The organism is Kitasatospora sp. NPDC032757, assembly GCF_055579305.1.
The window spans coordinates 128314-154029 of the sequence record NZ_JBVINN010000003.1 but is presented as its reverse complement, the minus strand read 5'-3'; the positions used below and the strand labels follow the sequence as shown (position 1 = coordinate 154029).

At 74.4% G+C, this 25716-nt stretch carries 26 protein-coding genes, 1 other RNA gene and 1 pseudogene; 15 read left to right on the top strand and 13 right to left on the bottom strand.

Going from position 1 to position 25716, the window contains the following annotated elements:
• The first annotated feature begins 252 nt into the window (after positions 1 to 252).
• Positions 253 to 1068 (top strand): site-2 protease family protein, encoded by an 816-nt coding sequence (locus ACZ5WK_RS06270; RefSeq protein ID WP_465545503.1) that lies wholly within the window; start codon positions 253 to 255, stop codon positions 1066 to 1068.
• Positions 1069 to 1098: 30 nt separating this feature from the next.
• On the opposite strand, the gene ACZ5WK_RS06265 is transcribed toward ACZ5WK_RS06270, so the two are convergent.
• Positions 1099 to 1296 carry a hypothetical protein gene (locus ACZ5WK_RS06265; protein ID WP_465545501.1) on the bottom strand — a complete coding sequence of 66 codons (198 nt, stop codon included), beginning with the start codon at positions 1294 to 1296 and terminating at the stop codon, positions 1099 to 1101.
• Between the two features lie 145 nt (positions 1297 to 1441).
• Positions 1442 to 2134 carry an NADPH-dependent F420 reductase gene (gene npdG / locus ACZ5WK_RS06260; protein ID WP_465545499.1) on the bottom strand — a complete coding sequence of 231 codons (693 nt, stop codon included), beginning with the start codon at positions 2132 to 2134 and terminating at the stop codon, positions 1442 to 1444.
• A gap of 47 nt (positions 2135 to 2181) precedes the next feature.
• Between npdG and ACZ5WK_RS06255 the strand changes: the two genes are divergently transcribed.
• On the top strand, positions 2182 to 2781 hold the full coding sequence (locus tag ACZ5WK_RS06255; protein ID WP_465545497.1) for a hypothetical protein: 600 nt from the start codon (positions 2182 to 2184) through the stop codon (positions 2779 to 2781).
• Positions 2782 to 2951: 170 nt separating this feature from the next.
• Positions 2952 to 3626 carry a GNAT family N-acetyltransferase gene (locus ACZ5WK_RS06250; RefSeq protein WP_465545495.1) on the top strand — a complete coding sequence of 225 codons (675 nt, stop codon included), beginning with the start codon at positions 2952 to 2954 and terminating at the stop codon, positions 3624 to 3626.
• 35 nt (positions 3627 to 3661) lie between these two features.
• Here the strand turns inward: ACZ5WK_RS06250 and ACZ5WK_RS06245 are convergent, their stop codons facing one another.
• Positions 3662 to 3892, bottom strand: a complete 231-nt coding sequence (locus ACZ5WK_RS06245) for a hypothetical protein (protein WP_465545493.1) — start codon at positions 3890 to 3892, stop codon at positions 3662 to 3664.
• Between the two features lie 106 nt (positions 3893 to 3998).
• Between ACZ5WK_RS06245 and map the strand changes: the two genes are divergently transcribed.
• The gene (map, locus tag ACZ5WK_RS06240; protein ID WP_465545491.1) at positions 3999 to 4844 is read left to right on the top strand and encodes a type I methionyl aminopeptidase; all 846 of its coding nucleotides are present in this window, start codon (positions 3999 to 4001) and stop codon (positions 4842 to 4844) included.
• A gap of 18 nt (positions 4845 to 4862) precedes the next feature.
• Here map and ACZ5WK_RS06235 read toward each other — a convergent pair whose 3' ends face one another.
• Positions 4863 to 5564: a bifunctional DNA primase/polymerase gene (locus ACZ5WK_RS06235; protein ID WP_465545489.1), complete on the bottom strand. Its 702-nt coding sequence runs from the start codon at positions 5562 to 5564 to the stop codon at positions 4863 to 4865.
• A gap of 461 nt (positions 5565 to 6025) precedes the next feature.
• Between ACZ5WK_RS06235 and ACZ5WK_RS06230 the strand changes: the two genes are divergently transcribed.
• Positions 6026 to 6256 (top strand): hypothetical protein, encoded by a 231-nt coding sequence (locus ACZ5WK_RS06230; protein ID WP_405365853.1) that lies wholly within the window; start codon positions 6026 to 6028, stop codon positions 6254 to 6256.
• A 40-nt stretch (positions 6257 to 6296) separates the two neighbouring features.
• Positions 6297 to 6497: a hypothetical protein gene (locus tag ACZ5WK_RS06225; RefSeq protein ID WP_465545487.1), complete on the top strand. Its 201-nt coding sequence runs from the start codon at positions 6297 to 6299 to the stop codon at positions 6495 to 6497.
• Between the two features lie 36 nt (positions 6498 to 6533).
• On the opposite strand, the gene ACZ5WK_RS06220 is transcribed toward ACZ5WK_RS06225, so the two are convergent.
• On the bottom strand, positions 6534 to 7199 hold the full coding sequence (locus tag ACZ5WK_RS06220; protein WP_405365851.1) for a PadR family transcriptional regulator: 666 nt from the start codon (positions 7197 to 7199) through the stop codon (positions 6534 to 6536).
• Positions 7200 to 7357: 158 nt separating this feature from the next.
• Here ACZ5WK_RS06220 and ACZ5WK_RS06215 point away from each other — a divergent pair, with 158 nt between their 5' ends.
• Together ACZ5WK_RS06215 and ACZ5WK_RS06210 are read left to right on the top strand one after the other, a co-directional pair.
• Positions 7358 to 7756, top strand: a complete 399-nt coding sequence (locus ACZ5WK_RS06215; RefSeq protein WP_465545484.1) for an ACT domain-containing protein — start codon at positions 7358 to 7360, stop codon at positions 7754 to 7756.
• Between the two features lie 213 nt (positions 7757 to 7969).
• Positions 7970 to 8227 carry a Prokaryotic metallothionein gene (locus ACZ5WK_RS06210; protein ID WP_465545482.1) on the top strand — a complete coding sequence of 86 codons (258 nt, stop codon included), beginning with the start codon at positions 7970 to 7972 and terminating at the stop codon, positions 8225 to 8227.
• A gap of 69 nt (positions 8228 to 8296) precedes the next feature.
• Here the strand turns inward: ACZ5WK_RS06210 and rnpB are convergent.
• From rnpB to ACZ5WK_RS06195, 3 genes are all read right to left on the bottom strand, one after another.
• Positions 8297 to 8716, bottom strand: an RNA gene (rnpB, locus tag ACZ5WK_RS06205) — RNase P RNA component class A.
• Between the two features lie 13 nt (positions 8717 to 8729).
• On the bottom strand, positions 8730 to 10166 hold the full coding sequence (locus tag ACZ5WK_RS06200; protein ID WP_465545932.1) for an MFS transporter: 1437 nt from the start codon (positions 10164 to 10166) through the stop codon (positions 8730 to 8732).
• A gap of 104 nt (positions 10167 to 10270) precedes the next feature.
• Positions 10271 to 11749: an RNB domain-containing ribonuclease gene (locus ACZ5WK_RS06195; RefSeq protein ID WP_465545480.1), complete on the bottom strand. Its 1479-nt coding sequence runs from the start codon at positions 11747 to 11749 to the stop codon at positions 10271 to 10273.
• A 246-nt stretch (positions 11750 to 11995) separates the two neighbouring features.
• Between ACZ5WK_RS06195 and yaaA the strand changes: the two genes are divergently transcribed.
• Positions 11996 to 12781, top strand: a complete 786-nt coding sequence (yaaA, locus tag ACZ5WK_RS06190; RefSeq protein ID WP_465545478.1) for a peroxide stress protein YaaA — start codon at positions 11996 to 11998, stop codon at positions 12779 to 12781.
• A gap of 185 nt (positions 12782 to 12966) precedes the next feature.
• Positions 12967 to 13173: a hypothetical protein gene (locus ACZ5WK_RS06185; protein WP_465545476.1), complete on the top strand. Its 207-nt coding sequence runs from the start codon at positions 12967 to 12969 to the stop codon at positions 13171 to 13173.
• 100 nt (positions 13174 to 13273) lie between these two features.
• Here the strand turns inward: ACZ5WK_RS06185 and ACZ5WK_RS06180 are convergent, their stop codons facing one another.
• On the bottom strand, positions 13274 to 13933 hold the full coding sequence (locus ACZ5WK_RS06180; protein WP_465545474.1) for a DUF1062 domain-containing protein: 660 nt from the start codon (positions 13931 to 13933) through the stop codon (positions 13274 to 13276).
• 574 nt (positions 13934 to 14507) lie between these two features.
• Between ACZ5WK_RS06180 and ACZ5WK_RS06175 the strand changes: the two are divergent.
• Together ACZ5WK_RS06175 and ACZ5WK_RS06170 are read left to right on the top strand one after the other, a co-directional pair.
• Positions 14508 to 14987: pseudogene (locus ACZ5WK_RS06175) on the top strand (transposase family protein); the annotation flags it as partial.
• Between the two features lie 188 nt (positions 14988 to 15175).
• Positions 15176 to 15373 (top strand): hypothetical protein, encoded by a 198-nt coding sequence (locus tag ACZ5WK_RS06170; protein ID WP_465545472.1) that lies wholly within the window; start codon positions 15176 to 15178, stop codon positions 15371 to 15373.
• 116 nt (positions 15374 to 15489) lie between these two features.
• Here ACZ5WK_RS06170 and ACZ5WK_RS06165 read toward each other — a convergent pair whose 3' ends face one another.
• From ACZ5WK_RS06165 to ACZ5WK_RS06150, 4 genes are all read right to left on the bottom strand, one after another.
• The gene (locus tag ACZ5WK_RS06165) at positions 15490 to 16290 is read right to left on the bottom strand and encodes a maleylpyruvate isomerase family mycothiol-dependent enzyme (protein ID WP_465545470.1); all 801 of its coding nucleotides are present in this window, start codon (positions 16288 to 16290) and stop codon (positions 15490 to 15492) included.
• A gap of 514 nt (positions 16291 to 16804) precedes the next feature.
• Positions 16805 to 17962 (bottom strand): bifunctional RNase H/acid phosphatase, encoded by a 1158-nt coding sequence (locus tag ACZ5WK_RS06160; RefSeq protein WP_465545468.1) that lies wholly within the window; start codon positions 17960 to 17962, stop codon positions 16805 to 16807.
• A gap of 4 nt (positions 17963 to 17966) precedes the next feature.
• Positions 17967 to 18710 (bottom strand): zinc ribbon domain-containing protein, encoded by a 744-nt coding sequence (locus ACZ5WK_RS06155; RefSeq protein WP_465545466.1) that lies wholly within the window; start codon positions 18708 to 18710, stop codon positions 17967 to 17969.
• 23 nt (positions 18711 to 18733) lie between these two features.
• Positions 18734 to 19570, bottom strand: coding sequence for a Nif3-like dinuclear metal center hexameric protein (locus ACZ5WK_RS06150; protein WP_465545465.1), 837 nt, complete (start codon positions 19568 to 19570; stop codon positions 18734 to 18736).
• A gap of 591 nt (positions 19571 to 20161) precedes the next feature.
• Here ACZ5WK_RS06150 and lanL point away from each other — a divergent pair.
• The 3 genes from lanL to ACZ5WK_RS06135 all read left to right on the top strand — a co-directional run bounded on the left by lanL (position 20162) and on the right by ACZ5WK_RS06135 (position 25587).
• The gene (gene lanL, locus ACZ5WK_RS06145; protein WP_465545463.1) at positions 20162 to 23158 is read left to right on the top strand and encodes a class IV lanthionine synthetase LanL; all 2997 of its coding nucleotides are present in this window, start codon (positions 20162 to 20164) and stop codon (positions 23156 to 23158) included.
• Positions 23155 to 25281 (top strand): alpha/beta hydrolase family protein, encoded by a 2127-nt coding sequence (locus ACZ5WK_RS06140; protein ID WP_465545461.1) that lies wholly within the window; start codon positions 23155 to 23157, stop codon positions 25279 to 25281. The genes lanL and ACZ5WK_RS06140 overlap by 4 nt, the downstream gene beginning before the upstream one ends.
• A 162-nt stretch (positions 25282 to 25443) precedes the next feature.
• Positions 25444 to 25587, top strand: a complete 144-nt coding sequence (locus ACZ5WK_RS06135; RefSeq protein WP_465545460.1) for a VenA family class IV lanthipeptide — start codon at positions 25444 to 25446, stop codon at positions 25585 to 25587.
• Positions 25588 to 25716: the final 129 nt, after the last annotated feature.

The window sequence follows — 25716 nt, the reverse complement described above, 5'->3', positions numbered from 1 at the left end:
CAATTGTCCGGGCCGCCGCCGGTGGCCGGTGCGAGTGTCCGGTGCCGGGGGCTCCGCGGTCCGCCGTCGGGGCTCACTGTCCGCTGCCGGGGCTCCCCTGTCCGGCACCGGGGCACGGAACCGGGACCGGGTCGTCGTACGTTCACCCGGGACGGCTTGTCCGCCGACGGACCCGCCCGGCATGATCGGTCCCTGCCCCATCCCGGACACCCACACCCGAGACACCCCCCAGACACCCGGAGCACCCACACCATGACCTTCGCCGCAACGCAGCGCTCGCGCAGCGAGGACCGCCGGATCAGCCCGGTGTTCTGGGTGCTGCTCGCGATACTCGCCACGTCCGGCTGGGCGGTGTACGCGGGGTACGGCAACGCCTCGTTCGGGGTGTTCCTGTTCGTGGTGGCGGGCTGGATGGTCTCGCTCTGCCTGCACGAGTACGCGCACGCGCGCACCGCGCTGCACGGCGGCGACCTCACCGTCGGCGCCAAGGGCTACCTGACGCTCAACCCGCTCAGGTACACCAACATCCTGCTCAGCTTCGTGCTGCCGGTCGTGTTCGTGATCCTCGGCGGCATCGGCCTGCCCGGCGGCTCGGTCTGGATCGAGCGCCACCGGATCGAGGGCAGGCTCAAGCACAGCCTGATCTCGGCGGCCGGCCCGCTGGTCAACCTGGCCTGCGCGGCGCTGCTGCTGATCCCGATCGGCGCGGGCTGGCTGGACGACCCGTCGGTGCACGCCCAGTGGCACGGCTACGAGCTGACCGTCTCGCCGTTCTCCGGCGCGCTGGGCTTCCTCGGGCTGCTCCAGCTGAGCGCGGCCCTGCTGAACCTGCTCCCGGTGCCCGGCCTGGACGGCTACGGGATCATCGAGCCGTGGCTGTCGTACCGGACCAGGCGCGCGGTCGAGCCGTTCGCCCCGTACGGAATGCTGGCGGTCTTCGCACTGCTCTGGCAGCCCGAGGTGAACCGGTTCTTCTTCGACGCCGTGTACGGCCTGATGGGCCTGTTCGGCGCGGACGCGGACTACGCGACGCTCGGCCGGTACCTGTTCTCGTTCTGGAAGAACTAGGGAGCCGGAAGGCCCGGAGGCCCGGAAGGGCTAGGCGTGCTGGCCGGCCCGCTCGGCGGCGGCCTTCGCGAGCTTCTCGCGGCGCAGGTTCAGCCAGAGGACGTTGCTGGCGACGCCCGCCATCGGGATCCAGATCAGGCCCCACCAGAAGCCCTGGGTCAGCGAGACCACACCGGCGGCCAGCGCGAGGACGACGACGATCGAGGCGAAGAGGGACGTGCGGGGCATGGCGGGGGCTCCTAGCGCGGACTGACGGTCGGCCCCCATTGTCGCCGACCTCACCCCCGGACCTGGTCCAGGGGTGAGACCGGCGGCCGGCACGTCCCGCGGCGCCGGTCCGGGTGCCGGCTCCGGTACCGGCCCGGGTGCCGGCTCAGACGTCGGTGATCCGCAGGCCCGCGTGGGCCTTGTACCGCCGGTTGACCGAGATCAGGTTGGCGACCAGCGACTCCACCTGGTGGGCGTTGCGCAGCCGGCCCGCGAAGATGCCGCGCATCCCCGGGATCCGGCCGGCCAGCGCCTGCACGATGTCGGTGGCGGCGCGCTCCTCGCCGAGCACCATCACGTCGGTGTCGATCTGCTCGACGGTCTCGTCCTGGAGCAGCACCGCCGAAAGGTGGTGGAAGGCGGCGGTGACCCGGGAGTCCGGCAGCAGCGCGGCGGCCTGCTGGGCGGCGCTGCCCTCCTCCGGCACCAGCGCGTACGCGCCCTGCTTGTCGAAGCCGAGCGGGTTGACGCAGTCCACCACGATCTTTCCGGCCAGCTCCTCGCGCAGGGCGGAGAGGGTGGCGGCGTGCCCGTCCCAGGGGACGGCGACGATCACGATGTCGCTCTCCCGCGCGGTGGTCGCGTTGTCGGCGCCGCGCACGCCGAGGCCGAGTCCGGCCGCCGAGGCCTCGGCGCGGGAGGCGTCGCGCGAGCCGATGATCACCTGCTGGCCGGCCTTGGCGAGCCGCAGGGCGAGCCCCCGCCCCTGGTCGCCGGTGCCGCCGAGGACACCGACCACCAGCTGCGAGACGTCCGGCAGCTCGTGGGCCGGGTTTGTCGCTGAATCGAGGGAAGTCATGGGCCGATCCTGCCAAATGCCGGGCCCGCCGCGACATTCTGTGCCGCGTGGACGCGATGAGAGTTTCGGCACTCCGGGATCGGCTGGCCGGTACGGGCTGGCTGGAGGCGGTCGGTGGCTTCGCCGGCTCGTTGCGGCATGCGGTGGGCCGGCGCGGTGCGGACGGGCTGCTGCTGGTCGGCACCGAGGCGTACGAGCCCTGGCACCTGGCCGCGCACCTGGAGGACGAGGCCGCCTGGTCGGACGTCCCCCGGCTGGCGCCGACCCTGCTTCGGCACCGGGTGCCCGCCGGGGCCCCGGCCCACCTGGCGCACGGCCTGCGGCGGCTGGCCGGGGCCGGGCGCGGGGCGACCGTGCTGGTGGTGGCCCCGGCGGCGGCCGGCGAGGGACTGCTGGAGCGGGTGCAGGACGCCCGCCGCGGCGGGGCGACGGTGCTCGCCCTGGACGGCACCGCCGGGCCGGGCGGCCTGGCGGGCCTGGCACACGAGCGGCTGACCGTCGGTACGGCCGAGGAGGAGCCGTTCGACCTCGCCCAGCACCTGGTCAGCGCGGCCGCCGGGGAGCCCTCGGCCCGCCGGTCGGTGCTCGGCCACCTGGCCGACCTCGCCGGGCGGCTCACCGCGGGGCCGGCCGTCAACCGCTGGTAAGGGCCCCGCCCGCACCGGCGGAGCGGGCGGCGGCCGAGCAGGCGGAGGCGGAGCGAGCTGAGGCGGCCGCAGCAGTGGGACAAACGGAGGCGATCACTCGAAGTAAGTAGCGCTTAGCTGCTTGGCCTATTACTCTTTCCTTCATCGGATCATCGGTCGGAGGGGTGGCCATGCTGGAGATCACGACGGAGAACGTCGTTCGCTGCTGGGTGGACGGGTGGGTCGTGTCACGGCTCGCGGCGCCGCCCGTCGTCGAGCCGTGGGGGTACACCGTGGACGTCGGCGTCACCGGCCACGTCACCCGGCACGTCCTCGACGCCACCGGGGACGCCGTACGGGAGGCCGACGTCCGCAAGGTCGCCGGCGACGCCCGCGCCGAGGGGACGTGGCTCAAGATCTTCGCGGCGCCGGCCCTCGTCGCCCCCTGGCTCGGCCCCGACTGGTGGATCGACGACGAACCCGGCTACCTGATGACCGTCCCGCTGGCCCCGGCCCCCGCCCACCGGCTGACCGCCCCGGACGGCTACCGCCTGCGCACCTGGACCCGGGGCGGCGTGGTCCGCACCCTCGTCACCGACGCCGGCGGCGCGCTGGCGGCCCGCGGGCAGACCGTCCCGCTCGGCGCGACCGCCGTCGTCGACCAGGTCGAGACCTCCGTCGAACACCGCCGCCGGGGCCTCGGCAGCCTGGTGATGCGGACGCTCGCCACCGCGGCGTTCGACCAGGGCGCCCAGACCGGCATCCTCGCCGGCACCCCGGACGGCCACGCCCTCTACACCTCGCTCGGCTGGGAGGTCCTCGCCCCGCTCACCAGCGCGAAGTACCTCGGCCCCCAGGGCGGCTGACGACGAAGCACCTCCGCCCCGAGGGCCGCTGACGCCTACTCGGCCCGGCCGTCCGTCGGCCTGTCGCTCCAGCGCGGGTCGTTCTTCCACTCGCGGTTGCGCTCGTCGGCGAGCTGGAGCGCGTGCGCCGCCTCCTCGCGGCTGGCGTAGGGGCCGAGGCGGTCCTTGGCGGGGCACTCGGGGCCCTCCTCCACCTTGGCGTGCTTGATGCAGTAGAACCACTCGCCGGGCTTGCCGGTCGGCTTGCGGTGGAATCCCAGGGGCATGGCGGTCACTCCCGTTCGGCGGGGCAGGTCGCTACGGATCATTCCCAGGAGGGGGCCCCTCCGCACGCCCCCGGGCGGGTCAGGGGCGGCGGATAGACTCGCAGCCATGGCTCTCGTACCCGGCATCCAGTCCCCCACCCGCAAGGTCCCGGCGCACATCGCGCGCCCCGAGTACGTCGGGCGGCCGGCGCCGGCGCCGTACACCGGGCCCGAGGTGCAGAGCGCCGAGACGATCGAGAAGATGCGGATCGCGAGCCGGATCGCCGCGCAGGCGATGGAGGAGGCCGCGAAGCTGATCGCGCCCGGGGTCACCACGGACGCGCTGGACGCCGTCGCCCACGCGTACATGTGCGACCACGGCGCCTACCCGTCCGACCTCGGCTACCGGGGCTTCCCGAAGTCGATCTGCACCTCGATCAACGAGGTGATCTGCCACGGCATCCCGGACTCGACCGTGCTGCAGGACGGCGACATCGTCAACATCGACGCCACCGCCTACATCCACGGGGTGCACGGCGACCTCAACGCCACCTACCTCTGCGGCGACGTGGACGAGGAGTCGCGGCTGCTGGTCGAGCGGACGCGCGAGTCGCTCAACCGGGCCATCAAGGCGGTCAAGCCCGGCCGCCAGATCAACGTGATCGGCCGGGTCATCGAGTCCTACGCGAAGCGCTTCGACTACGGCGTGGTGCGGGACTTCACCGGGCACGGCATCAACACGTCGTTCCACTCCGGCCTGATCATCCCGCACTACGACAGCGAGCGGGCCACCGAGGTGATCAAGCCGGGGATGACCTTCACCATCGAGCCGATGCTGACCCTGGGCACCTACGACTACGAGGTCTGGGCGGACGGCTGGACCGTCGTCACCAAGGACCGCAAGCGCACCGCGCAGTTCGAGCACACCCTGGTCGTCACGGCGGACGGCGCCGAGATCCTCACCCTGCCGTAACCACCCGGGGTGGGCGCGTCAGCCGATCAGCCACTGCTCCTCGGCGACCGCGCCCACCTCGGTGCAGGCGTCGGTCAGCACGTCCAGGACGCGCAGCGGGTCCGGCAGGGGCTGCTCGGGCCCGCGCAGCCAGCGCACCTCGGAGCCGTCCGGCAGCGCGGCCGGCGGCAGCAGGGTGTACGAGCCGCGGCAGTGCCAGCGCAGGCCGGGGTGCTCGGACATGGTGTCCGGGGTGGAGTCGAGGGCGCTCGGCCACCACTCGTCCTCGTCCACCGGGGTGCCCCGGGTGGCGGTGAAGAACAGGTAGCGGTCCTCGCCGACGGCGGCCACCGGGCCCTCGACGCCCAGCGCGGTGAGCCGCTCCAGGGCCAGCCGGCCGGCCTCGGCGGGCACGTCCAGCACGTCGTGGGCGCGGCCGGTGGCGGTGATGAAGTTGGCCTGGGGATCCCGGGAGAGCCAGCGGCCCACCTGCTCCGGGTCGGTGGTCGCCTGGGTCTGCCAGGCGAAGGAGACCGGGTGCTGTGCGGGGGCCGGGCAGGCGACCCGGTCACAGGAACACCGGTAGCCGGCCGGATGTGCGGCGGGCGCGAGCGGGAATCCGGCGCGCACGGCGCCCAGCAGCTGGTCCAGTCTGGCGGCGGGGCCGTCCACGTCGGCCGGCCGCACCCGCTGACGGTCACGCTTCTGCCACCAGGTCGTCCACCTGCTGCCGGCTTCCATCGGGCCCCTCTCCGCGCACTGCCGTGCCTGGTGTGACACAGCATTCGACGTACCACTCCGACGCAACGCACAGCGCCCCCCGCTTGCTTCCCGGGGTGGTGCTCGGCCCTGCCGTCCGCGCCCTGCCGGCCGGAGCCGGGGTTGCCGGACGGCCGACGCCCGGGTCACGGTACGGAGTCACGGCAGCACGGACGCTGCGGCTCGGTGGCCCGGCGGGCACACCGACGTGCGCCTTGCCCGGCCCGTACGGGGCCCGCTGACCCGGGTGAACCCCGAGGGCGTAACAGGAAGGATAAGGGTGCGCGGGGCCTCCGGATGACCGGGGGCGGTGCCTCTCCGGTCACACTCCCGGCACCTGCGCGTCACAAGCCCTCCCCCGGACCACCCCGGGCGGCCGTTCACCTGCGGGCCCCCGCGAAGCCGCCCGCCGGCCACCTGCGCCGGGGTGAGACCCTGGTGTGGTGAAGAGCGCGGACACCGAATTCGTCGGCGGCCCCCTGGACGGCCGGATCCTGCCGATCCCGCTGGGGCCCATGTACGGCGTGCCCAAGACCTACAAGGTGCCGGTCCCCGCGCACGGCGAGACGCCCGCGCGCACACTGGTGTACATCCGGGCCAAGCAGCAGCGGGGCGCCCGCTGGTACTGGCGCTACGAGTACGACGAGGCGGCCAGCGCCCGCGCCTCCGGGTGACGGCCGCTCCCCTCGGGAGCCCGACCCAGGGAGGACGGCGATGGCGAGGACCGTACGGCACCACCCCAGGACGAAGTCCCGCGCGGTGATGCACCACAACCGGCAGGTGGCCGCCGTCACCGCCGGACTGCTGGTGGTGGTCAGCGTCTACAGCGCGGCGATCGGACCGAACGGCTGGCTCTGGTTCGGCTGGGCGGTGCTGCTGCTCGCGTGCGTGGCACTGTTCGCCGTCCGCCCCTGAGCAGCAGCACCGTCAGCCCCCGGCCCCCCTGAGCCGTCACGCGTCCTCGGCGAGGATCAGGTACAGCTTCTTGCGGGCCTCGTTCAGCACCGCCAGGCCCTTGGCGCGCTGCGCCTCCGTGCCCGTCGTCATGACCTGCCGGATCGCGTGGTCGACCGCGCCGAGCGCCTGGCCGACCTCCTGGACGGCCTCCCAGTCGACCTCCCGGCCGGCCTCCGCCCACGGTTCGGCGGCCCCCGCCTCGGCCTCGGCCCGGCCCGCCTCGGTGAGCGACACCAGCCGCTTGCCGCCGACCTCCTCCGCGGTGATCAGGCCCTCCTCCTCCAGCAGCTGGAGGTTGGGGTAGATCGAGCCCGGGCTCGGCCGCCAGGCCCCGCCCGTCCGCTCGGCGATCTCCGCGATCATCTCGTAGCCGTGCATCGGCCGCTCCTTGAGCAGCGCCAGCAGCGACGCCCGCACGTCCCCGCGCCGGGCCCGCCCGCCGCGCCGGCCGCGCGGACCGTGCCCGCGGCCCCCGTGCCCGCCGAAGCCGCCGAACGGGCCGCCCATCGGGCGTCCGGGCCCGAACGGCGGCGGGCCGAAGGGGCCGAACGCACTCCGGCCCTCGAAGCCCTCCCCGGGCATCCCCCCGAACTCCGGGCCCGGCCCCCGGCGCCTGCCGCCGAGCGGGCCCTCCTCACGAAATCGTCGTCCTGAGCGCATGGCGCCCACCTCCACATGATCGGCCTGTCGGTCGTTCGGACAGTCGAGTAACTGTCTCGATAACTCGACGATATATCGGTGACTGTCGCTCGTCAACGGTTTCCGACACGTCGGCCGACGACCCGTGCGGCGCAGGCCCAGCCGCTACGGTGGCGGGCATGGCCGGTGAACGAGACCTTGCGACCCTGCTGCGCGGGATGCGCCCGCAGCTCAACCCGGGGCGGTACGTCTACTGCACGCTGCCCGCGAAGGTGCCCGCCGGGATGCGGCCGGTGGTGACCGTCGCCGAGCCCGAGGGGGTCACGGTGGTGGTGTCGCAGGAGGAGGCGGACGCGCTCGGCCTGCGCTACGACTACGTGGTGGCCTGGATCACGCTGCAGATCCACTCGGCACTGGAGGCCGTCGGCCTGACCGCCGCCGTGGCGGGGCGGCTGGCCGAGGAGGGGATCAGCTGCAACGTGGTGGCCGGCTTCCACCACGACCACCTGTTCGTCGGCGTCGAGGACGCCGACCGGGCGGTCCGGGCGCTGGAGGAGCTGTCGGCCCGGCCCGCCTGAGCTCACCTGGGCCCGCCGGGTGGCCCGGCCCCGGCGACCCGGCCCCGGTACGTCCGGACCTGCCGGGCCTCCCGGGCCTCCCGGGCCTCCCGGGCCTCCCGGGCCTCCCGGGCGGGTGCGGCCGAGTGGCCGCCCCCGGGGGCCGCTCCGACACTGGGAAGGGCTGAGCGCCCGACCGGCCGTTCAGCCCCCACCGGAAGGGAGACGGCCACCATGGCCATCTGCGGCACCTGCGGCAACGACTACTGGCTCGCCTTCGAGATCAAGACCATCACCGGCGACGTGTACACCTTCGACAGCTTCGAGTGCGCGATGGAGAAGCTCGCGCCGCGCTGCGAGCAGTGCCAGGTCCGGATCGTGGGCCACGGCGTGGAGGTGGCGGGCCGGTTCTTCTGCTGCGCCAACTGCGCCCGCGTCAACGGCGGCCTAGGCGAGCAGATCCGCGACGCGGTCGGCGCCCACCCGGCCTGAACCGCGGGCGGACGGAGAAAGGCCCGCCGGCCCGCTGAACGGACCGGCGGGCCTTCACACGCCTGAGGACGGACGAGCAGGCCTGTACGCCGGGTTCTGTCTCCCGGGTTGCTTGCGCGGCCCGGGGAGGCGGCCATCCATCTAGGGCTGCCGTTGCCGACAGCCTCGTGCGGTCTACCCGCGGACTCGGGCGAGCAGCCCTCAAGCATCCGCGCACGGCGCCCGAGGGCGCCGATCTTGACCTTGCTCCAGGTGGGGTTTACCGAGCCGTCCGGGTCACCCCGGTCGCTGGTGGTCTCTTACACCACCGTTTCACCCTTACCCGCTGCCTTGCCACCCCTCGCGGGGCGCAGAGCGGCGGGCGGTCTGTTTTCTGTGGCACTGTCCCGCGGGTCACCCCGGGTGGGCGTTACCCACCACCCTGCTCTGTGGAGCCCGGACGTTCCTCGGCGGGCCCTGAGGACCCGTCGCGACCGCCCGGCCGGCTCGTCCGCCGTAGTGGTCATGGTAGCCGCTCGGGCGGGGCCTCCCGTACGCCGGGCCTGACGGCGGGCGGTTCGCCGCCGAGGCGGGCTGCCACCCGGGCGGCGGTGCCGGTGGCCCAGGTGGTGGTGGTGACCAGGCCGAGGACGAGGATGGCGACGCCGAGGCCGGTCACGATCCACCAGCCGGCGTGGCTGGCCGGGGCGAAGCCGGTGGCGAGCGGGCCGATCACGGCCGAGGTGACCACGGTGCCGATCACCGCGACGCCGAGCGACTGGCCGACCTGCCGGCTGGTCGAGGCCACCGCCGCCGCCACGCCCGCCTGGGCGCGCGGCATGCCGGAGACGGCGGCGTTGGTGATCGGAGCGTTCACCATGCCGAAGCCGAAGCCGAACAGCGCGTAGGCGACCAGCAGCAGGGACGCCGGGGAGTCCGCGGTCAGCCGGGTGAGCAGCACGCCGCTGGCGGCGAGCCCGAGGCCGGCCGCGACCAGCGGGCCGCGCGGTCCCCGGCCTCCGACGATGCGGCCGGAGAGCGGCGCGCAGACCAGCATCATCCCGGCCATCGGCAGCGTCCACAGGCCCGCCTCGACCGGGCTGTAGTGGCGGACGTCCTGGAGGTAGAGGGTGTTGAGGAAGAGGAAGCCCCCGAGCGCGGCGAAGGCGCAGACGGCGGTGACGGTGGCGCCGGTGAAGGGCGCGCTGCGGAAGAACCGCGGGTCGACGAGCGATTCGGGGACCCTCCGCTCCCAGAGCGGGAAGGCCACCAGCGCGGCGAGCGCGGTCGCAGCGAGCGCCAGGATCAGCGGGGACGTCCAGCCGTGCTCGGGGCCCTCGATGATCGCGGCGGTGCCGCAGCCGAGCAGCATCACCATCAGCAGCTGGCCGACCGGGTCCAGCCGGCGGGCCCGCGGCGCGCGCGACTCGGGGACGTACCGGGCGGTCAGCAGGCAGGCGAGCAGGCCGACCGGGACGTTGATCAGGAAGATCGACTGCCAGCCGGCGCCGTCCACCAGGAAGCCGCCGAGCAGGGGGCCGAGCGCCATCGAGATCCCGACCACGCCGCCCCAGATGCCGATCGCCCGGGCCCGTTCCCTCGGTTCGGTGAAGGTGTTGGCGATGATCGACATCGCCACCGGGTTGAGCATCGAGCCGCCGACGGCCTGCACCGCGCGGAACACCACCAGCCAGGCCAGGCTCGGCGCCAGGCTGCAGAGCAGCGAACCGAGCACGAAGAGCAGCAGGCCGGTCTGGAACACCCGGCGCCGGCCGAAGCGGTCGGCCACCGAGCCGCACAGCATCAGCAGGGAGGCCAGCACCAGGGTGTAGGCGTCGATGATCCACTGCAGCCCGGAGGCAGGGGCGTCGAGGTCCTTCTGGATCGCCGGGAGGGCGATGTTCACCACGGTGTTGTCGAGCCCGACGATGAACAGGCTCAGACAGCAGATCGCCAGCACCAGCAGCCGACGGCGCCGGCCGGGAACGGCGGACGGCTGCTCGGCGGACCGCGGACGGGGGGAGGTCTGTTCGGTCACGGGACGATCCTCCCACCGGGCCGGGATCAGACGGCGGCGAAGCGGACCGTCCGGGTGGCCGGGTCGGCCACCGTCAGCCGGACCACGACCTGCTCGCCGAGCGGCAGGCCGCGGCCGGCACCAGGCGCGCCGCCCGCGCCGTCGGGGCGGTCGCAGCGGGCCCGGACGGCGGGCTCGCGCAGCTGGACGGTGCCGCGGGTCGGCCGCTGCTCGTCCACGTCGATGACCAGCGCCGGGAAGTCCTCCCCCTCCCGGCCCGCCAGCAGTTCCGCCTCCACCAGGTCCACGCAGGCCCGCTCCACCTCGGCCGAGCGGCGGTCCCCGCCCGCCATCAGGGGCGGGACGGCGGGCAGTGCCTCCCGGGCCCAGTCCGGCACCGTCTCACCGGCGGCGACGGCCGCGCAGATCTCCTGGGCGAACCGGTCGCCCAGCCGGCGCAGCGGCGCCGTGCAGTGCGCGTACGGCGCGGCCAGCGCGGCGTGCACCGGGTCGGCCGGGGCCGGCAGGCCCTGCGTGGCGTCGAAGGCCCGGTAGCCGGCTCCGCGCAGCAGACCGGTGCACTCGTTGAGGAAGGCCGCGTCCAACGGGGCGTCCGGGTCGAGCGAGCGGATCAGTTCCGGGTACGGCAGGCCGTCCGGCCAGTCCACGTCCAGCGCGCGGGCGGTGCGGCGCAGCCGCGCGTACGCCTCGGGCGGGGCGGCGGGCAGGGTGCGCAGCAGGCCGACGCCGGCATCCAGCATCAGTTCGGCCGCGGCCATGCCGGTGAGCAACGAGATCTGGGCGTTCCAGCCGTCGGCGGGGGTCGGTGCGCGGTAGCCGAGGACGTAGCCGTGCAGGGTCTCCTCGATCTCCTGCTCGGGGACGGGCAGGCTGATCCCGCCGCGGGTGCGCTCCTGCTCCTCGCGCAGCCGGCCGACGGTGGCGAGCAGGGCGAGCTGTTCGTCGGCGCCGCCGCCGTCGACGGCGCGCTGGACGGCGGCGTAGTCCAGCCTGCGGTGCGAGCGGACGAGGGCGCGGCGCAGGTCGGCGAGGACGACGGCGCCCTCGGCGTCCAGGTCGAGCTGCCAGAGCAGGGCCGGGCGGGTCTCCCCCGGCAGCAGGCTGGCCGCGTCCTCGGAGAGCCGGGCCGGGTGCAGCGGGACGCGGTGGTCCGGGAAGTAGAGGGTCTGGACGCGGCGGCGGGCCTCGGAGTCGATCAGCCCGCCTGGCCGGACGAAGGCCGCCACGTCGGCGATCGCGTAGTGCACCCGGTAGCCGCCGCCCGGGCGGTGGGCCAGGTGCATGGCCTGGTCGAGGTCCCGGGATCCGGGCGGGTCGACGGTGAACAGCGGCAGCTCGGTCGCGTCGCACTCCGGCAGCCGTGGCGTGCGGGCCGCCTCCTCCGCCTCGGCGAGGACGGGGTCGGGCCACTCGGTGTGGATCTCCAGACGGGCACGCAACTCGGCCAGTTCGGCGTTGATCCGGGCGGAGTCGGCGGCCTTGACGCGCAGTTTTCGGCGTGGCATGGAGGCAGCGTAGGGCGAATCGGGTGATTCCGGGCGGATCCGGGGGCGGGCGCGCCGGTACCCGGGCCTGCTTCCCAGGAGTGGGGTCAGCGGCCGGGCGGGGACGGCCCGGAGCAGCCGCCGGGCGGGCGGGCGCCCCCTGCGGCGGCCGCCGGGCGTTCGCAGGACGGACCGGGCACCCGGTCCGGGGGCGGTTTTGCGTAGGGTGGCGGGGATCGTCCGCCACAAACTGTTGAGGAGTCCGCTGTGCTGGTGCTGTTGCCGCCCTCGGAGGGCAAGGCCGCGTCCGCCGACGGGGTGCCGGTGGCGCTCGACGGCCTGTCGCTGCCCGGGCTGACGGCGGCGCGGGCGCAGGTCCTGGAGACCCTGGTCGGGCTCTGCCGGGGCGACGAGGACGCGGCCGCCGAGGTGCTCGGGCTGAGCCCGGGCCTGCGCGGCGAGATCGCGCGCAATGCCGCGCTGCCGACGGCGGGCGCGCTGCCGGCCGGCGAGGTGTACACCGGGGTGCTGTTCGACAACCTCGGGCTGGCCCGGCTGGACGAGGCCGCCTACGACCGGGCCGCGCGTTCGCTGCTGGTGTTCTCGGGGCTCTGGGGCGCGGTGCGGATCGGCGACCGGATCCCGCCCTACCGCTGCTCGATGGGCGTGAAACTCCCCGGCCTGGGGGCGCTCGGGGCGTACTGGCGGGGCACCATGGCGTCCGTGCTGCCGGAGGTGGCGGACGGCCTGGTGCTGGACCTGCGCAGCTCGGCGTACGCGGCGGCGTGGAAGCCGGCGGGCGAAGTGGCATCCCGGACGGCGACCGTGCGGGTGCTCCAGGAGCGCAACGGCAAGCGCACCGTGGTGAGCCACTTCAACAAGGCGACCAAGGGCCGGCTGGTGCGCGACCTGCTGGTGGCTAGTGCGGAGCCGAAGACGCCCGGCGAGCTGGTGGACGCCCTGCTGGGGCTGGACCACAAGGTGGAGGTCGCGGCCGAGGGCACCGCCCGCAAGCCGTGGCAGCTGGACGTGGTGGTCACTGAGATCCACTGATCCGCGGCGCGGTGGGGACTCCCCGGGGTATCAACGGGCATCCAAGGCGTTCAACGACGTCAACGACGTAACGTCATCGCCAGATGATCGATTCCAAGAGGTTCAGCGGTCATTGGCGGTCGGCGCGGATACGGCGCGGCATGCGGTGGAGCGATGACCTCGGGCTACTGGCAGGTCTGAGCAGGGTGAATTCGCCGAGACCCACCGCCGACGCGGACGGTCACGTGTTCCGGGTGGACCGCACCTCGCTGCGCTTCCCCCACGTCGAACCGCTCAAGGCCTTCCTCGCCGAGGCCGGCTTCGAGGTGCAGGCCCAGTACGGCGACCCCGGCCACGGGCCGATCGACGCGAACAGCCGCCAGATCGTCACCACCGCCCGCCGCCGCACCTGAGCCACACGTTGCCGGGTGCGTCCGGACCGTTCCGGACGCACCCGGATCCACAAGCCGCAGTCGGCTGATCGCAGCTGCGATCAACTGCGATCAGCCGCGATCAGCGCTCGGCCGCCAGCACCAGCGTGTCCTGGCGTACCTGCCGGGCGACCGGGTGCGGGGCTTCCACCAGGCGGCCGGGGCCGGCCGGAGCAGCCCCGGCAACGGTGAACTCGAAGTCCTGGTGCACCTTGCCGTCCACGGGCACCGGCAACTGCACGCGCCCGGCCGCGACCCGGCGGCGTATCCCGCTGCGGCTGAGCCCGAGGCCGAGCATCAGCAGCCGCTCCAGCCGGACCGGCGCGGGCAGTTCGAAGGCCACCCGGACCATGAGCGGACCCGGCCCGTCGAGCGCCGGGCTGGGCGTGTCGGTCTCCAGCGCCCAGGTACCGGCCCAGTCCAGGTGGTAGCCGTTCTTCATGGCGAGCGACGCGCTCATCGCCAACTCACGGACCATCGCCGGTGAGTTGGCCTCGTACGCCTCCCGCCGGGCGGGCTTGAGCGCCGAGACGTGCACGCGCTCGTGGACCGGCGCCTTCGAGGTCCGGTCACAGCCGTCGCAGCTCAGCAGCAGCCAGACGTCGAGCAGCTTGCCGTTCGCGTTGACCCGGATCTTGCCGGAGGGGTGGTGCCGCGTGCTGGAGCAGTCCGGGCAGCGGCGGACGATGGTGGGCAGGCCGGACTGGCGCACGGCCCACTGGGCCTTGCGGTCGATATGCATGATTATGAGTTGCTTTCATGGCTGAGCGGGAGCTCTCGCGGCCCAGGGCCGCGGCTCCCAGCATCTGGAAAATGCACACGCGGGCGCGATCGACCGCGACGGCAGCCGGGTACTCAGGCTCCGAGGTCGTGCGCGCGACTCGTTCAGTTGTCGGTACGTGGCATCTCACAGGTCCATGCGGGCAATAGTGATCCAGCCCGCTGCCTGCGGCAACCGGTTTTCCCACCGGGCTAGATGATCTGGCGATTGTCGGCTTTGGCCGGAAACCGGACGGCGCAGGACTGGATCATCAGCGGCGCGGGAGTCCCGGCCGCCCGACTCAATGCCCGCCGTCATGGGGGCACGACCGACCCGGACGGCATGCCCGTCCGGATGGCGACCATGGCGTGGGGCGAGGTCCGCAGGCAGGCGAGACGGCTACTGCCCGGGAGTCACTTTCGCCGCCTTCCGCTGTGGCGCTGTTCGCTTGTCTGGGACAAGCCCGCCGAAGAGATGAATCGGGTCGTGACTGGCGAATAGGGCCAGTTTTCAGGGATCGCCTGCACTCGGAGAGGAGGGAGTCCGACGTCAGTGTGTGAGGACAGAGTTGGACTCCCTCGCGACCACCCTCTACGTCAAGACCGACGATCTTCTGAAGCATTCCCCGCAACTCGCCCCGTGGCGGCCGGCTGTGGGTATCGCGCCGCGGCTCAGTGACGCGGAGCTGGTGACCTTGGCGATGACGCAGGTGGTGCTCGGCTTCACCTCCGGGGCGCGGTGGCTGCGGCATGCCCGCGCCCATCTGCGGCACCCGTTCCCGTACCTGCCCCAGCAACCCGGCGACAACAGGCGGCCGCGCAAGGCCGGCGAGCTCATCCGGCGCGTCACCCGCGTGCTGGCGGTCGACACCACGTCGTGGACCGACGACGTATGGGTCGTCGACTCCACGCCGGTCGCATGCGGACGCTCCCGTGAAACCGTCAAACCCTCCGACCTGGCCGGGTGGGTGCAGTACGGGTACTGCGCCAGCCACTCGCGCTTCCTCTGGGGACTACGGCTGCACCTGGTGTGCACCGGCAAGAACCAGGGTGAGTGGGTGGGCAACCTCCACGACCGCTTCCTGTTCGCCCTGCTCGCCGAAACCGGAAGGCGGATCGGTGAAGCCCTGGGCATGCGCATCCACGAGTTCGACATGGGCCGAGGGGGAACCCGATCATCTCGGTCGTCCCCCGTGACGACAACCCCAACGGAGCTCGCGTCAAGATGCTTAGGCCGCGCCGGATTTATGCGAGCTCCGCCCTCGAACGGCTCTACGCCGACCACCTCACCGATCTCGCGCTCCGGGCAGCCGGCCTCGGGCTCCCCATCGACCCGAGCGACTACCTGTTCGTCAACCTCTGGGTCACCGAGGACGCCGAACTCCGCGCGGCGGCGAACCGGCAGCACTACACGGAAGGTTGAAAGGTCGTCACCGATGCGCTCTGATGCGGCCTGCGGGTCATTCCTGCGTGCGGAGGTCGTGAGTTCGAGCTCTGACCAGGTAGACGGTCGGCGCGGCCGACCGCCCCCGCTACGTCCTACTTCTCCTCCGGCTCCCAGGCGCGGAGCAGGTCGAGCAGCCCTGCGTCTCCGTCAACGTGCAAGGAATCGGCCTGGATACGGTCGTACAAGTAGAGGACCAGCTCACTGGCCGTGCCATGGATGGAGGCGCCGGCTGCGTCCGAGTCCACGCCGGTCGCGGCAGTGGGCGCGGGGATGCGGGTGGAGCGTGCGCCGTCGCCGTCGACCGTGAGGCGCCAGGAGCGGCCCTCGGCGGCGTGGAAGTCGAAGGCCGTGGGCTTGTGCGGCCAAGCACTCGGCGTTCCGCAGACGGTGAACAGGAACTCCTCCACACCGTCGAGTACCACCTCGACCGGCAGCGGCTGCGGGGCGCCCCAGGCGAGCTGGGCGTCGTACGTGTGCACCGCGGTCTCCTGGACCCGGTGCCGGGCGACACCGCCGGAGGTTGGCGGTGACTGCGACGCAGGCCACCACGTCCAGCAACCGCTCTCTGGTCCGGCCTCGCGCAGGGCGCTCAGCAGAAGCTGCGTCGACGCGGCCAGCCAGGCCAGCAGGGCCTCACGCTCCTGCGGCACTACCAGAGCGGCGCGCGCAGCGGCGGCCTCGGCCGGGGGAGCGTCGGCAGGCCCCGCGCCGACGATGGCGGCCCAGAAACGGTCTCCCCCACCCAGGTGCTTCACCAGATCGAACAGCGTCCACCCGGGGCAGGTCGGCACCTGTGCGTCGAGACTGGGCGCGGCGGCGACCGCGGCGCGGAATGCGGTCGACCGTTCGTCGATCAGTCGCAGCAGGTCAGGGAACTCAAGATTCTTTTCCACGCCGGATGTCTATCACCGTGCCCCGGTGATCGGACAGCGATTTTTCCACCGGTCGCCGCCGGTTGGCCATTGCGGACGTCGTCCTCGCCTCCCACCGCTCGGGTGACAAGCTGCGCACTACTGCGAAGACGCTGGTGGTGGCGTTACGCCCGGCGTCGTGCCTGTGGGTGCCCTGGCCTCGCCGCGCGGCCGGGCACCTCGGCGACGTGACGTCCACCCGGTGCGCGCGGTCATGCTTCCGCTCGATGTGACGGACGCGGAGGTCACGACGGCGGGGATTACCGGTCGGGCCGGGAGTTCATGTCGCGCCAGGAGAACCGGCCGGGCCGGGTCCGGCGGGTCCAGCGCCGCCTGGGCGCCGGCGGGGGCCGGGGACACCGGCGACCCGGCCACCCGGCGCCCCGAGCTACCACCGCAAGGCATCGCTGTTGCCATGGGACAAACGTCACGAACCGGGAAGACAGTCATTTCAGCCATGCGAACCGTTGATGGCCAGGGGAGCCCCCGCCGGCGGTCAGCGCAGGTGCCCGGTGTCGTTGAGCAGCCGCAGCGAGGCGTTGCCGTCCGCGTAGTACTGGACGGCGCAGAGCGCGGCGGCGGACAGCTCCATCCGGTAGAGCGAGTCCGGCGGGGCGCCGAGCGCGAGCCGGACCAGCGTCTTGATCGGGCTGACGTGCGAGACGACCAGCACGGTCTTGCCCGGGTGGCGGGCCAGGATCTTGTCGCGGGCGACCCCGGCCCGGTGGGTGAGGGTGGTGAAGCTCTCGCTGCTGCCGGTCGGCTTGGCCTTGGGCGAGCCGAGCCAGGCGTTGAGGTCGTCCGGGTAGCGCTGCTGGACCTCGGCGAAGGTGAGTCCCTCCCACTCGCCGAAGTCGACCTCGCGCAGCCCGTCCTCGTACCGGACGTCCAGGCCCAGGCGGCCGGCGACGATCTCCGCGGTCTCCCGGGTGCGGCGCATCGGGGAGCTGACCACGGCCTGGACGGAGCCGCGGGCGGCCAGCGCCTCCGCTGCCCGCTCGGCCTGCCAGCGGCCCTTCTCGGAGAGCTCCGGGTCGCTGCCGCCACTGCCGGAGAAACGCTTCTCCGGAGTGAGGTGGGTCTCGCCGTGGCGGAGCAGGACGAAGGTGGTCGGCGTGCCGAGGTCGGCGGCGGCCGCCCAGCCGGCCTTCGGCGCGGCCTTCTCCAGCGGCGGCTCGGCGGCCGGCTCCACGACGACGGGCGACGCGGACTTCAGCGGCCTGGGCTCCCACTGGCGGCCGGCCTTGCCCGCGTCCATCGCCTCGTTGGCGAGCCGGTCGGCGTCCTTGTTCCTCTCGCGCGGGATCCAGGTGTACTTGACCTGGCCGCGCGGGAGCACGCCGCGTGCCTCGGCGGCGAGCGGCTGCATGTCGGGGTGCTTGATCTTCCAGCGCCCGGACATCTGCTCGACCACCAGCTTGGAGTCCATCCGGACGTCCACCGAGGCGTCCGGGTCGATCTCCCGGGCCGCCTTCAGGCCGGCGATCAGGCCCTTGTACTCGGCCACGTTGTTGGTGGCGTGGCCGATGAACTCGGCGGCCTCGGCGATGATCCGGCCGGTGTCACCGTCCCGGACCACCGCGCCGTAGCCGGCCGGCCCCGGGTTGCCCCGGGAGCCGCCGTCCGCCTCGACGATGAACCTGCGCCCCGCCACCGGATCAGATGCCCGAGTCGGCGGTGCGCACCAGGATGCGGCCGCAGTTGTCGCAGCGGACGACCGCGTCCTTGGGCTCGGCCTTGATGGCGTTCAGGTCGGAGACGGCGAACTCGACCCGGCAGCCCTCACAGCGGCGCTGGAAGAGGCGGGCCGCGCCGACGCCGCCCTGCTGCTCGCGCAGGCGGGTGTAGAGCTTCAGCAGGTCGGCCGGGACGACGGCGGCGACGGTCTCGCGCTCGCGCCGGACCTTGTCGGCCTCGCCGTCGATCTCGGCGAAGGAGGCGTCCCGGCGGCCCTCGGCCTCCTTGAGCACGACCGAGGAGTGCTCCAGGCGCGCGGTCAGCTCGATGACGCGGGTCTGGGCCGACTCCAGGCGCTCCATGATCTCCAGCACGACCTCTTCGAGGTCGCCCTGGCGCTTGGCCAGCGAGCCGATCTCGTGCTGGAGGTTCTCCAGGTCCTTCGGCGAGGTGATCGCGCCGGAGTCCAGGCGCTGCTGGTTGCGGGCGGCCCGGGCGCGGACCTGCTCGACGTCCTGCTCGGCCTTGGTCAGCTCGCGGGTGGTGTCGCCCTGCTGGGCCTGGGCGGCGACGACCAGGTCCTTCAGCGCGGTGTGGTCGGCGGTGGCCTTCTCGATCTCGGCGTGCTCGGGCAGGCTGCGACGCCGGTGGGCCAGCTGGTCGAGCTTCGAGTCGATGGCCTGGAGGTCGAGCAGGCGGATCTGGTCGGCGGGCGCGGCGTTCAAGCGGAGAGCTCCTGTGAATCGGGTCAGGCGGTGAAGGACATGGGGGCGTGCGCGGTCCACGGGTCGGTGACCTTGTGGGAGACCTTGGTCTCCACGGCCCAGCCCCGCTGCTCGGCGGCGCCGTGCAGCGCCCGCTCGGCAAGGGCGAGCCAGGGCCACTCGGTGGCCCAGTGTGCGGCGTCGAGCAGCGCGACCGGCGCCGCCTCGGCGGCCTCGGAGGCCGGGTGGTGGCGCAGGTCGGCGGTGAGGTAGGCGTCGACACCGGCCGCGCGCACCTCGGCGAGGAGGCTGTCGCCGGAGCCGCCGCACACCGCGACCCGGCTGACCAGCCGGTTCGGGTCCCCGGAGACCCGGACGCCGGCGGCGGTGGCCGGCAGGCCCTTGGCGACCTGGGCGGCGAAGGCGGAGAGCGTGAGCGGGGGCTCCAGCAGGCCGATCCGGCCGGTGCCACGCCGGCCCAGCGGGTCGGTCGGGTCCGCCACCAGCGGGCTGGTGACGCGGAGGCCGACCGCCTCGGCCAGCGCGTCCGAGACGCCCGGGTCGGCGTGGTCGGCGTTGGTGTGCGCCACGTGCAGGGCGATGCCGCCCCGGATCAGCGTGTGCACGACCCGGCCCTTGAAGGTGGTGGCGGCGACGCTGGTGGTGCCGCGCAGATAGAGGGGGTGGTGGGTGACCACCAGGTCGGCACCCCACTCGACGGCCTCGTCGACCACCGCCTGCACGGGGTCGACGGCGAAGAGCACGCGGCGGACCTCGGCCTGAGGGTCCCCGCAGACCAGGCCGACGGCGTCCCAGGACTCCGCCCACTGGGGCGGGTAGACCTCTTCGAGCGCGGTGATGACGTCGGACAGTTTCGGCACCTGTCGAGACTACCGTGCGCGCGGGGGCGCCCGGGCCGCCCGGGCCCGGTGCGTTCCGGGCCGGCGCGGGCCCGGCCGGCCGGCCCACACTGCGCCCGGTGTGGGGGACGGGGCGTACAGATGCGCGTCAATCCGCCGTCCGGCGCGTACGGGCGGCGCGTTCGGGCGGCGCCGGGAGACGACGCACTGGCCGTTCGGGCGGCGCGCCCGCCGGGGCGCGCGGGGGGTCACCGCTCACAGAGGGCGGCTCGCACACATTCGAAACAGTGCCCAGATCACCCTTACGAGTGAAGTGACTCGCTACGCGTTGAGCCCGCCCCGAAACCGAAAGTAACTTCACTTCTGCGAACGGGAGTTGCCCCGGCCAGGGGGTCGGGAGGGCGCTCCGCCGGAGCTCGGGCCCAGGTCAGACGGGCCCGCTCCGGGCCCCGGAAGGGGTCCGGGCCCGGTCCCGGCCGAGGTCCGCGGCGGACGCGGCCGGGGCAGCGCTCCCGTGTTTCCGAGAAACCGATCAGGCCGTGGCCGTGTGCCCGGGTGCCGGAGCAGTGGGCACCCACGGGCGCCGGCCGAGACGAAGGGATGTGAAGGCGGATGGGGGCGGGCACATCGCTTCGTACGGCCGGGGGAAAGGGATCGGCGGGCCGCGGGCCGGAAGCGGCCGGCTCGTGGCCGGAGATCACGCGGGCGGCGCTGGCCGGCGCCGGGGGCCGGGGAGGCGACGGCGACTGGGAGGTCACCGTCGAGGGCTTCTGGTGCACGGCCAGGCCGTCCGCGGGTGAACTGGCCGGGGAGGGCTGGAAGATCCACGTCAGCGCGGCGTCGGCGGTCGGGGGCGCGGTGCTGGCCGCCGCCGCCGAGGTGCTGGCCGACGACCCCTGCGCGTTCAAGTTCGCCGCCGGACCTGCGCAGCTGCACGAGCTCAACTCGCGCAACAGCGAGCGGGGTTCGGCGGGCAAGTTCATCACCGTCTACCCGGACGGCGAGGAGCAGTTCAGGCGGCTGGCCGCCGCACTGCACCGGGCCACCGACGGCCTGCCCGGGCCGGTCGTGCTCTCCGACCGGCCGTACCGGCCCGGCAGTCGCGTCCACTACCGGTACGGCGCCTTCGCGGCCCGCGCCGAGCTGGGCAACGACGGCGGGTACCGGTCGATGCTGCGCGGGCCGGGCGGCGAGCGGGTCGAGGACGTGCGCGGGGCTTCGTACCGGTGTCCGCCGTGGGCGCGCGACCCGCTGGCGCAGGGTCCGGGGGTCGAGGGGTGGGGCGTCGAGGAGCAGGGAGCGGACGGGCGGGGGGCCGAGGGGCGCGGGGCCGTGCCCGGCCGCCGTGGGCCCGGGGCGGCCAAGCCGGCCGCGGCGCGGCGCGGGGCCGGCGGGGTGCTGCTCGCCGGGCGGTACGTGATCACCGGCGCGATCCGGCACGGCGCCAAGGGCGGGGTCTTCCTCGGCCGGGACACCGAGGGGGGCGCGGAGGTCGTGGTCAAGCAGGCCCGCGCACACATCGAGGTCGACCGCTCCGGGACGGACGCCCGGGCCGCGCTGCGGCACGAGGCCGCGCTGCTGACCCGGCTGGAGGGGCAGGGGCTGGCGCCGAGGCCGGTCGAGCTGATCGAGCAGGACGACTCGCTCTTCCTCGTGCAGGAACGAATCGCCGGGCAACCGCTGGGCAGCTGGGTCGCCGCCCGGCTGCGCCGCGACGGCAGCCCGGACGTCGACTGGGCCGAGGCCGGCCCCCTGGTGCACGCCCTGCTCGACCTCGTCGAGCGGGTGCACGAGCTGGGCCTGGTGCTCCGCGACCTCTCCCCCGGCAACGTCCTGGTGCAGCCCGACGGCACGCTGCGGCTGGTCGACCTGGAGCTGGCCGCCGAGGCCGGCCGCCGCGCCGGCTCGGCCGGCACCCCGGGCTACCGCGCCCCCGAGCAGGGGCCCGGGCGGCTCGCCCTGGTCGAGGACGGACCGGCGGGCGACGGCAGCTGTGCGGCCGAGCCGACGGCAGACCTGTACGCGCTCGGCGGGCTGTTCTTCCTGCTCGCCACCGGCCACGATCCGCTGCTGCCCGAGGACCTGCCGCACACCCGCCCCGTCGCCGACCGCCTCGGCCGCTGGCTCGCGCTCGCCGCCCGCTCGGGCGACACCGCGCGGCGGCTCGCGCCGGTGGTGCTGGGGCTGCGCGCGGAGGAAGCCGAGCAGCGGTGGCCCCTTCACCGTGTCCGGGAGGCCCTGGCGGGCGGGCCCGGGGATCCGGCGCCGGGTGGCGGCCGCACGGAGGCAGCCGGGCCGGCGCCCGCGGGCGCCACGGCCGGCCGCCCCGCCGAGGACGGCGACACCGTCGTCGACCGGGTCCTGCGCGACGGCCTGCGCCACCTCGCGGCCACCGCCACCCCGCTGCGGCGGGACCGGCTCTGGCCCACCGTGCCGGCCGGGCAGCGGTCCGACCCCTGCAACGTGCAGCACGGCGCCGCCGGGGTGCTGGCCCTGCTCGCCCGGGCCGCGGTGGCCCGCGGCCTGCCGGCCGGGGTGCGGGAGGAGGCCCGCCGGACGACGGAGACGGCCGTGGAGTGGATCGAGCGCCGGTGCGCCGCCGAGCCCGTCGTCCTGCCCGGTCTGCACTTCGGCCGCTCGGGCACCGCCTGGGCGCTGCTGGACGCCGCCGGTTCGCTGGGCGACCGGGCGCTCGCCGAACGCGCCACCGGGCTGGCCCGCGGGATAGCCGTCGAATGGCCCAACCCGGACGTCTGCCACGGCGCCGCCGGTGCCGGCTTCCTCCAGCTTCGCCTCGCAGCCGATGCCCCGGGCACCGACGCCGCCCAGGAGTTCCTGGCCCGGGCCGCCCGCTGCGGCCACGGTCTGCTGGCCGCCGGAAGGGCCACCCCGTACGGCACGGTCTGGCCGGTCCCGAAGGACTTCGACTCCGCGCTCGCCGGGATCACCCACCTCGGGTTCGCCCACGGGGTGGCGGGCGTCGGCGCGTTCCTGCTCGCCGCCGCCGAGGCCACCGGCGACCGGGCGCTGCTCGAGGGCGCCGCCGAGGCCGGGCGGACGCTCGCGGCCACCGTGCGGTGGGAGTCCCGCGGCGGGGCGCAGGAGAGCGCCTGGTGGCCGCAGGACGCCGGCGATCCCGACCACGTCAGGCTCGCCCACTGGTGCAGCGGCGCCTCGGGCGCGGGCACCTTCCTGCTCCGGCTCTGGCAGGTGACCGGCGACGCCACCGCCCGTGAACTCGCCCTCGCCGCCGGGCGCGCCGTCCTGGCCGGGCGCTGGCACTGCGGCGTCAGCGCCTGCCACGGGCTGGCCGGCAACGGCGACTACCTGCTCGACCTCGCCGAGTTCACCGGCGACGCCGAATTCCGCTCCGGAGCCGATGAGCTGGCGCAGCTGATCACCGCCCGGCCGGCGCTGCGCGACGGACTGCTGGTGCTGCCCGACGAGACCGGCACCGGCTGCGCCGCCGCGTACGGCACCGGGACGGCCGGCGCGCTCGCCTTCCTGCTGCGGCTGCGGCACGGCGGCCCACGGCTCTGGGTGGACCCGGTGCCGCCGGCGCCGCCGGGCGAACTCCCGCCCCCCGCAGGCGAGACGAGGGCGACATGACCGTGGCCACCAGGAGCGCGACGCAGGCCCTGCGCCGCCTCAGCTTCACCTTCGCCGCCGACGGCAGCCACGCCGCCTGCCTCGCCTCCGCCGCCGACGGCGGCTGGTACGCGGAGAGCTGGCACCTGCCGGCGACGGGACCGGCCGTGCCGACCTCACTGGCACTGCCCGGCAACCGGTCCGAGAACCTGCGCTCGCAGCTGATCGCACTGCCCGACGGCTCGGTCCTGGTCTGCCGGCACGACGGCGAGCGGCACGACCTGGTGGCGCTCAGCGCGGCCGAACCGGGCCGCGAACCGGCCACCACCGAACGTCAGTTGGCCACCCTGAGGCGGCCCGGCCTGCGGCTGCTGCCGCTTCCGGCGGCTTCTGCGGACGGCGCCCGCGCGCCGGAGGGCGCACCTACCCCGGAGGGCACCCGTGCACCGGAGGGCGCACCTACGCCGGAGGGCCCACCTGCGCCGGACGGCCGGCGAACGCCGGACGACGCCCGTGCGCCGGACGGCCCCAGCGCCCCGGTCGCCGTGGCGCTGGGAACCGACACCCGCCCGGCCACCACCGTCTGGCTGGTGCACGCCGACGGCAGCGAGCCCCGGCAGGTCGCCGAGATCCCCGGACTGCACGGCGGCGGCGTCTGGCTCGACCGCGCCGGCGCGCTGCTGGCGCTCGACCGGGTCGACTCGGGCATCGTCCGCACCGTCGTCCTGGACCTGCGCAGCGGCGCCGTCACCCCGCTGCTGGAGATCGGCGAGCGCAGCAACGACCGGCTGGTGCTGTTCGATCCGGACAGCAGCTTCGCGATGGTGCGCAGCGACGCGCCCGGCACCGACCGGCTGGGCTGGGGCCTGCTGGGCGGCGGGGAGCCGCTGCGGTTCCCGGAGTGCCTGCACGTCTCGGGCATGTTCCTGCGCCCCGTGGCGCTGCGGCCCGCGCCGGAGGGGGCCCGGGTGGTGGTCCAGATCGACCACGGCGCCGGCTCGGCGCTGGCCCTGTGGCGGCCCTCCGCCGGGCGGTTGGACCCGCTGCCGGTGCCACCCGGTCGGCTCGGCGCGGTAGGTCACTGGTCGGACGCGGGGCTGCGGATGCCGTACTCCTCGCCCGACCACCCGACCGCGCTGGCCACCCTGGACGTGGACGCGCTGCTGGCACACGGTCCGGCACCCGTCGGGTCCGGACCGGTGCCGCTGCCCCTGCAGTTGGCGCCGCTCGGCTCCGGCCTGCCCGGGCCGTGGCGCGACACCGTCCTGCCCTGGCAGCCCGGCGGACCGCGCACCTCCCCTACCGCCTCCGCCGGTTGGCAACTGGACGGCTCCACCCCGCCCGGCGACGGCGGTCGCTGGCACCCGGCCCAGAGTCTCGAACTCGCCGGTCCGGCCGGGCCGTTGGAGGCCGTGGTGTACGGCGGCGACGCCTGGCTGAGCAGCCCGCACCTGGTGCTGGCCCTGCACGGCGGCCCGGCGGACGCCTGGCGGCTGGAGTTCGACCCCGCCCTGCAGCGCATGGCGGCCGAGGGGATCGCCGTGGTCGCGCCCAACCAACGCGGCTCCACCGGCTACGGGTTGGCGCACGCGATGGCCATCCGGGGCGCCTGGGGCGGGCCCGACCTCGACGACATCCTGTACCTGCTGGACGGCGTCGCGGGCCGGCGCGCCGCACTCGGCCTGGAGCCGCCCGCCCTGTTCGGCGTCAGCTACGGCGCGTTCCTGGCCCTGCTGGCGGCCGCGCACGCGCCGGCCGAGCAGGTCGCGCGCTGCGCGGTGGTCGCGCCGTTCCTGTCCGGCGCCCGGCTTCTGGCCGAAGCAGCGGCCCCCGTCAGGGCGTTGACCACCCGGCTCGGCGGCGGCGACACGATCGCGGACGCCCGCGGCCCGCGCGATGTGCTCCAGCTGGCGCACCGGCTCAGCGCACCGCTGCTGGTCGTACACGGGGACCGGGACGAGGTCGTCCCGGTGAGCCAGTCCCGCTCGCTGCGGCACGAGTTGCTGCGGATCGGCCGCACCGAGGGCGCCGACTTCCGGTACGTGGAAGCGGCCGGCGCCGGGCACGAGGTGCTGGCCGAGGACGGCGCCGCCGTGCTGCACGAACTGCTGGCCGCCTTCCTGCGGACCGGCCGACCGGGGTAGCCCCCGGCCGACCGGACGGGGCGACCCGGTCCGCTCACAGACTCCCGGGCCCCGATGGCCCGGGGTGGTACCCGCGGTGGCGGATGGAGGCCGCCGCGGGAGCAACACCCGACGCCCGTACCGCAGATCGCGGCGGGCGGAACACAGGGGAGGAACCCGATCATGGAGAACATGATGGACTTCGAGACCGACCTCGCGGCCCTGCAGGAGCTGCCCGAGACCGAGTCCGTCGAGCTGACCGGCCATGGCGGCGGCTGCCAGTACACCTGTCTCATCCTGACCTGCCTGATCTTCACGATCAGCTAGTCGTACGGCGGTCGGCCACCCGCTGATGCGGTGACCCACGGGCGCGGGGGGGGGGGGGGGGGGGGGGGGGGGGGGGGGGGGGGGGGGGGGGGGGCGGGGGGGGGAGGGGGGGGGGGGGAGCGGGCCGGC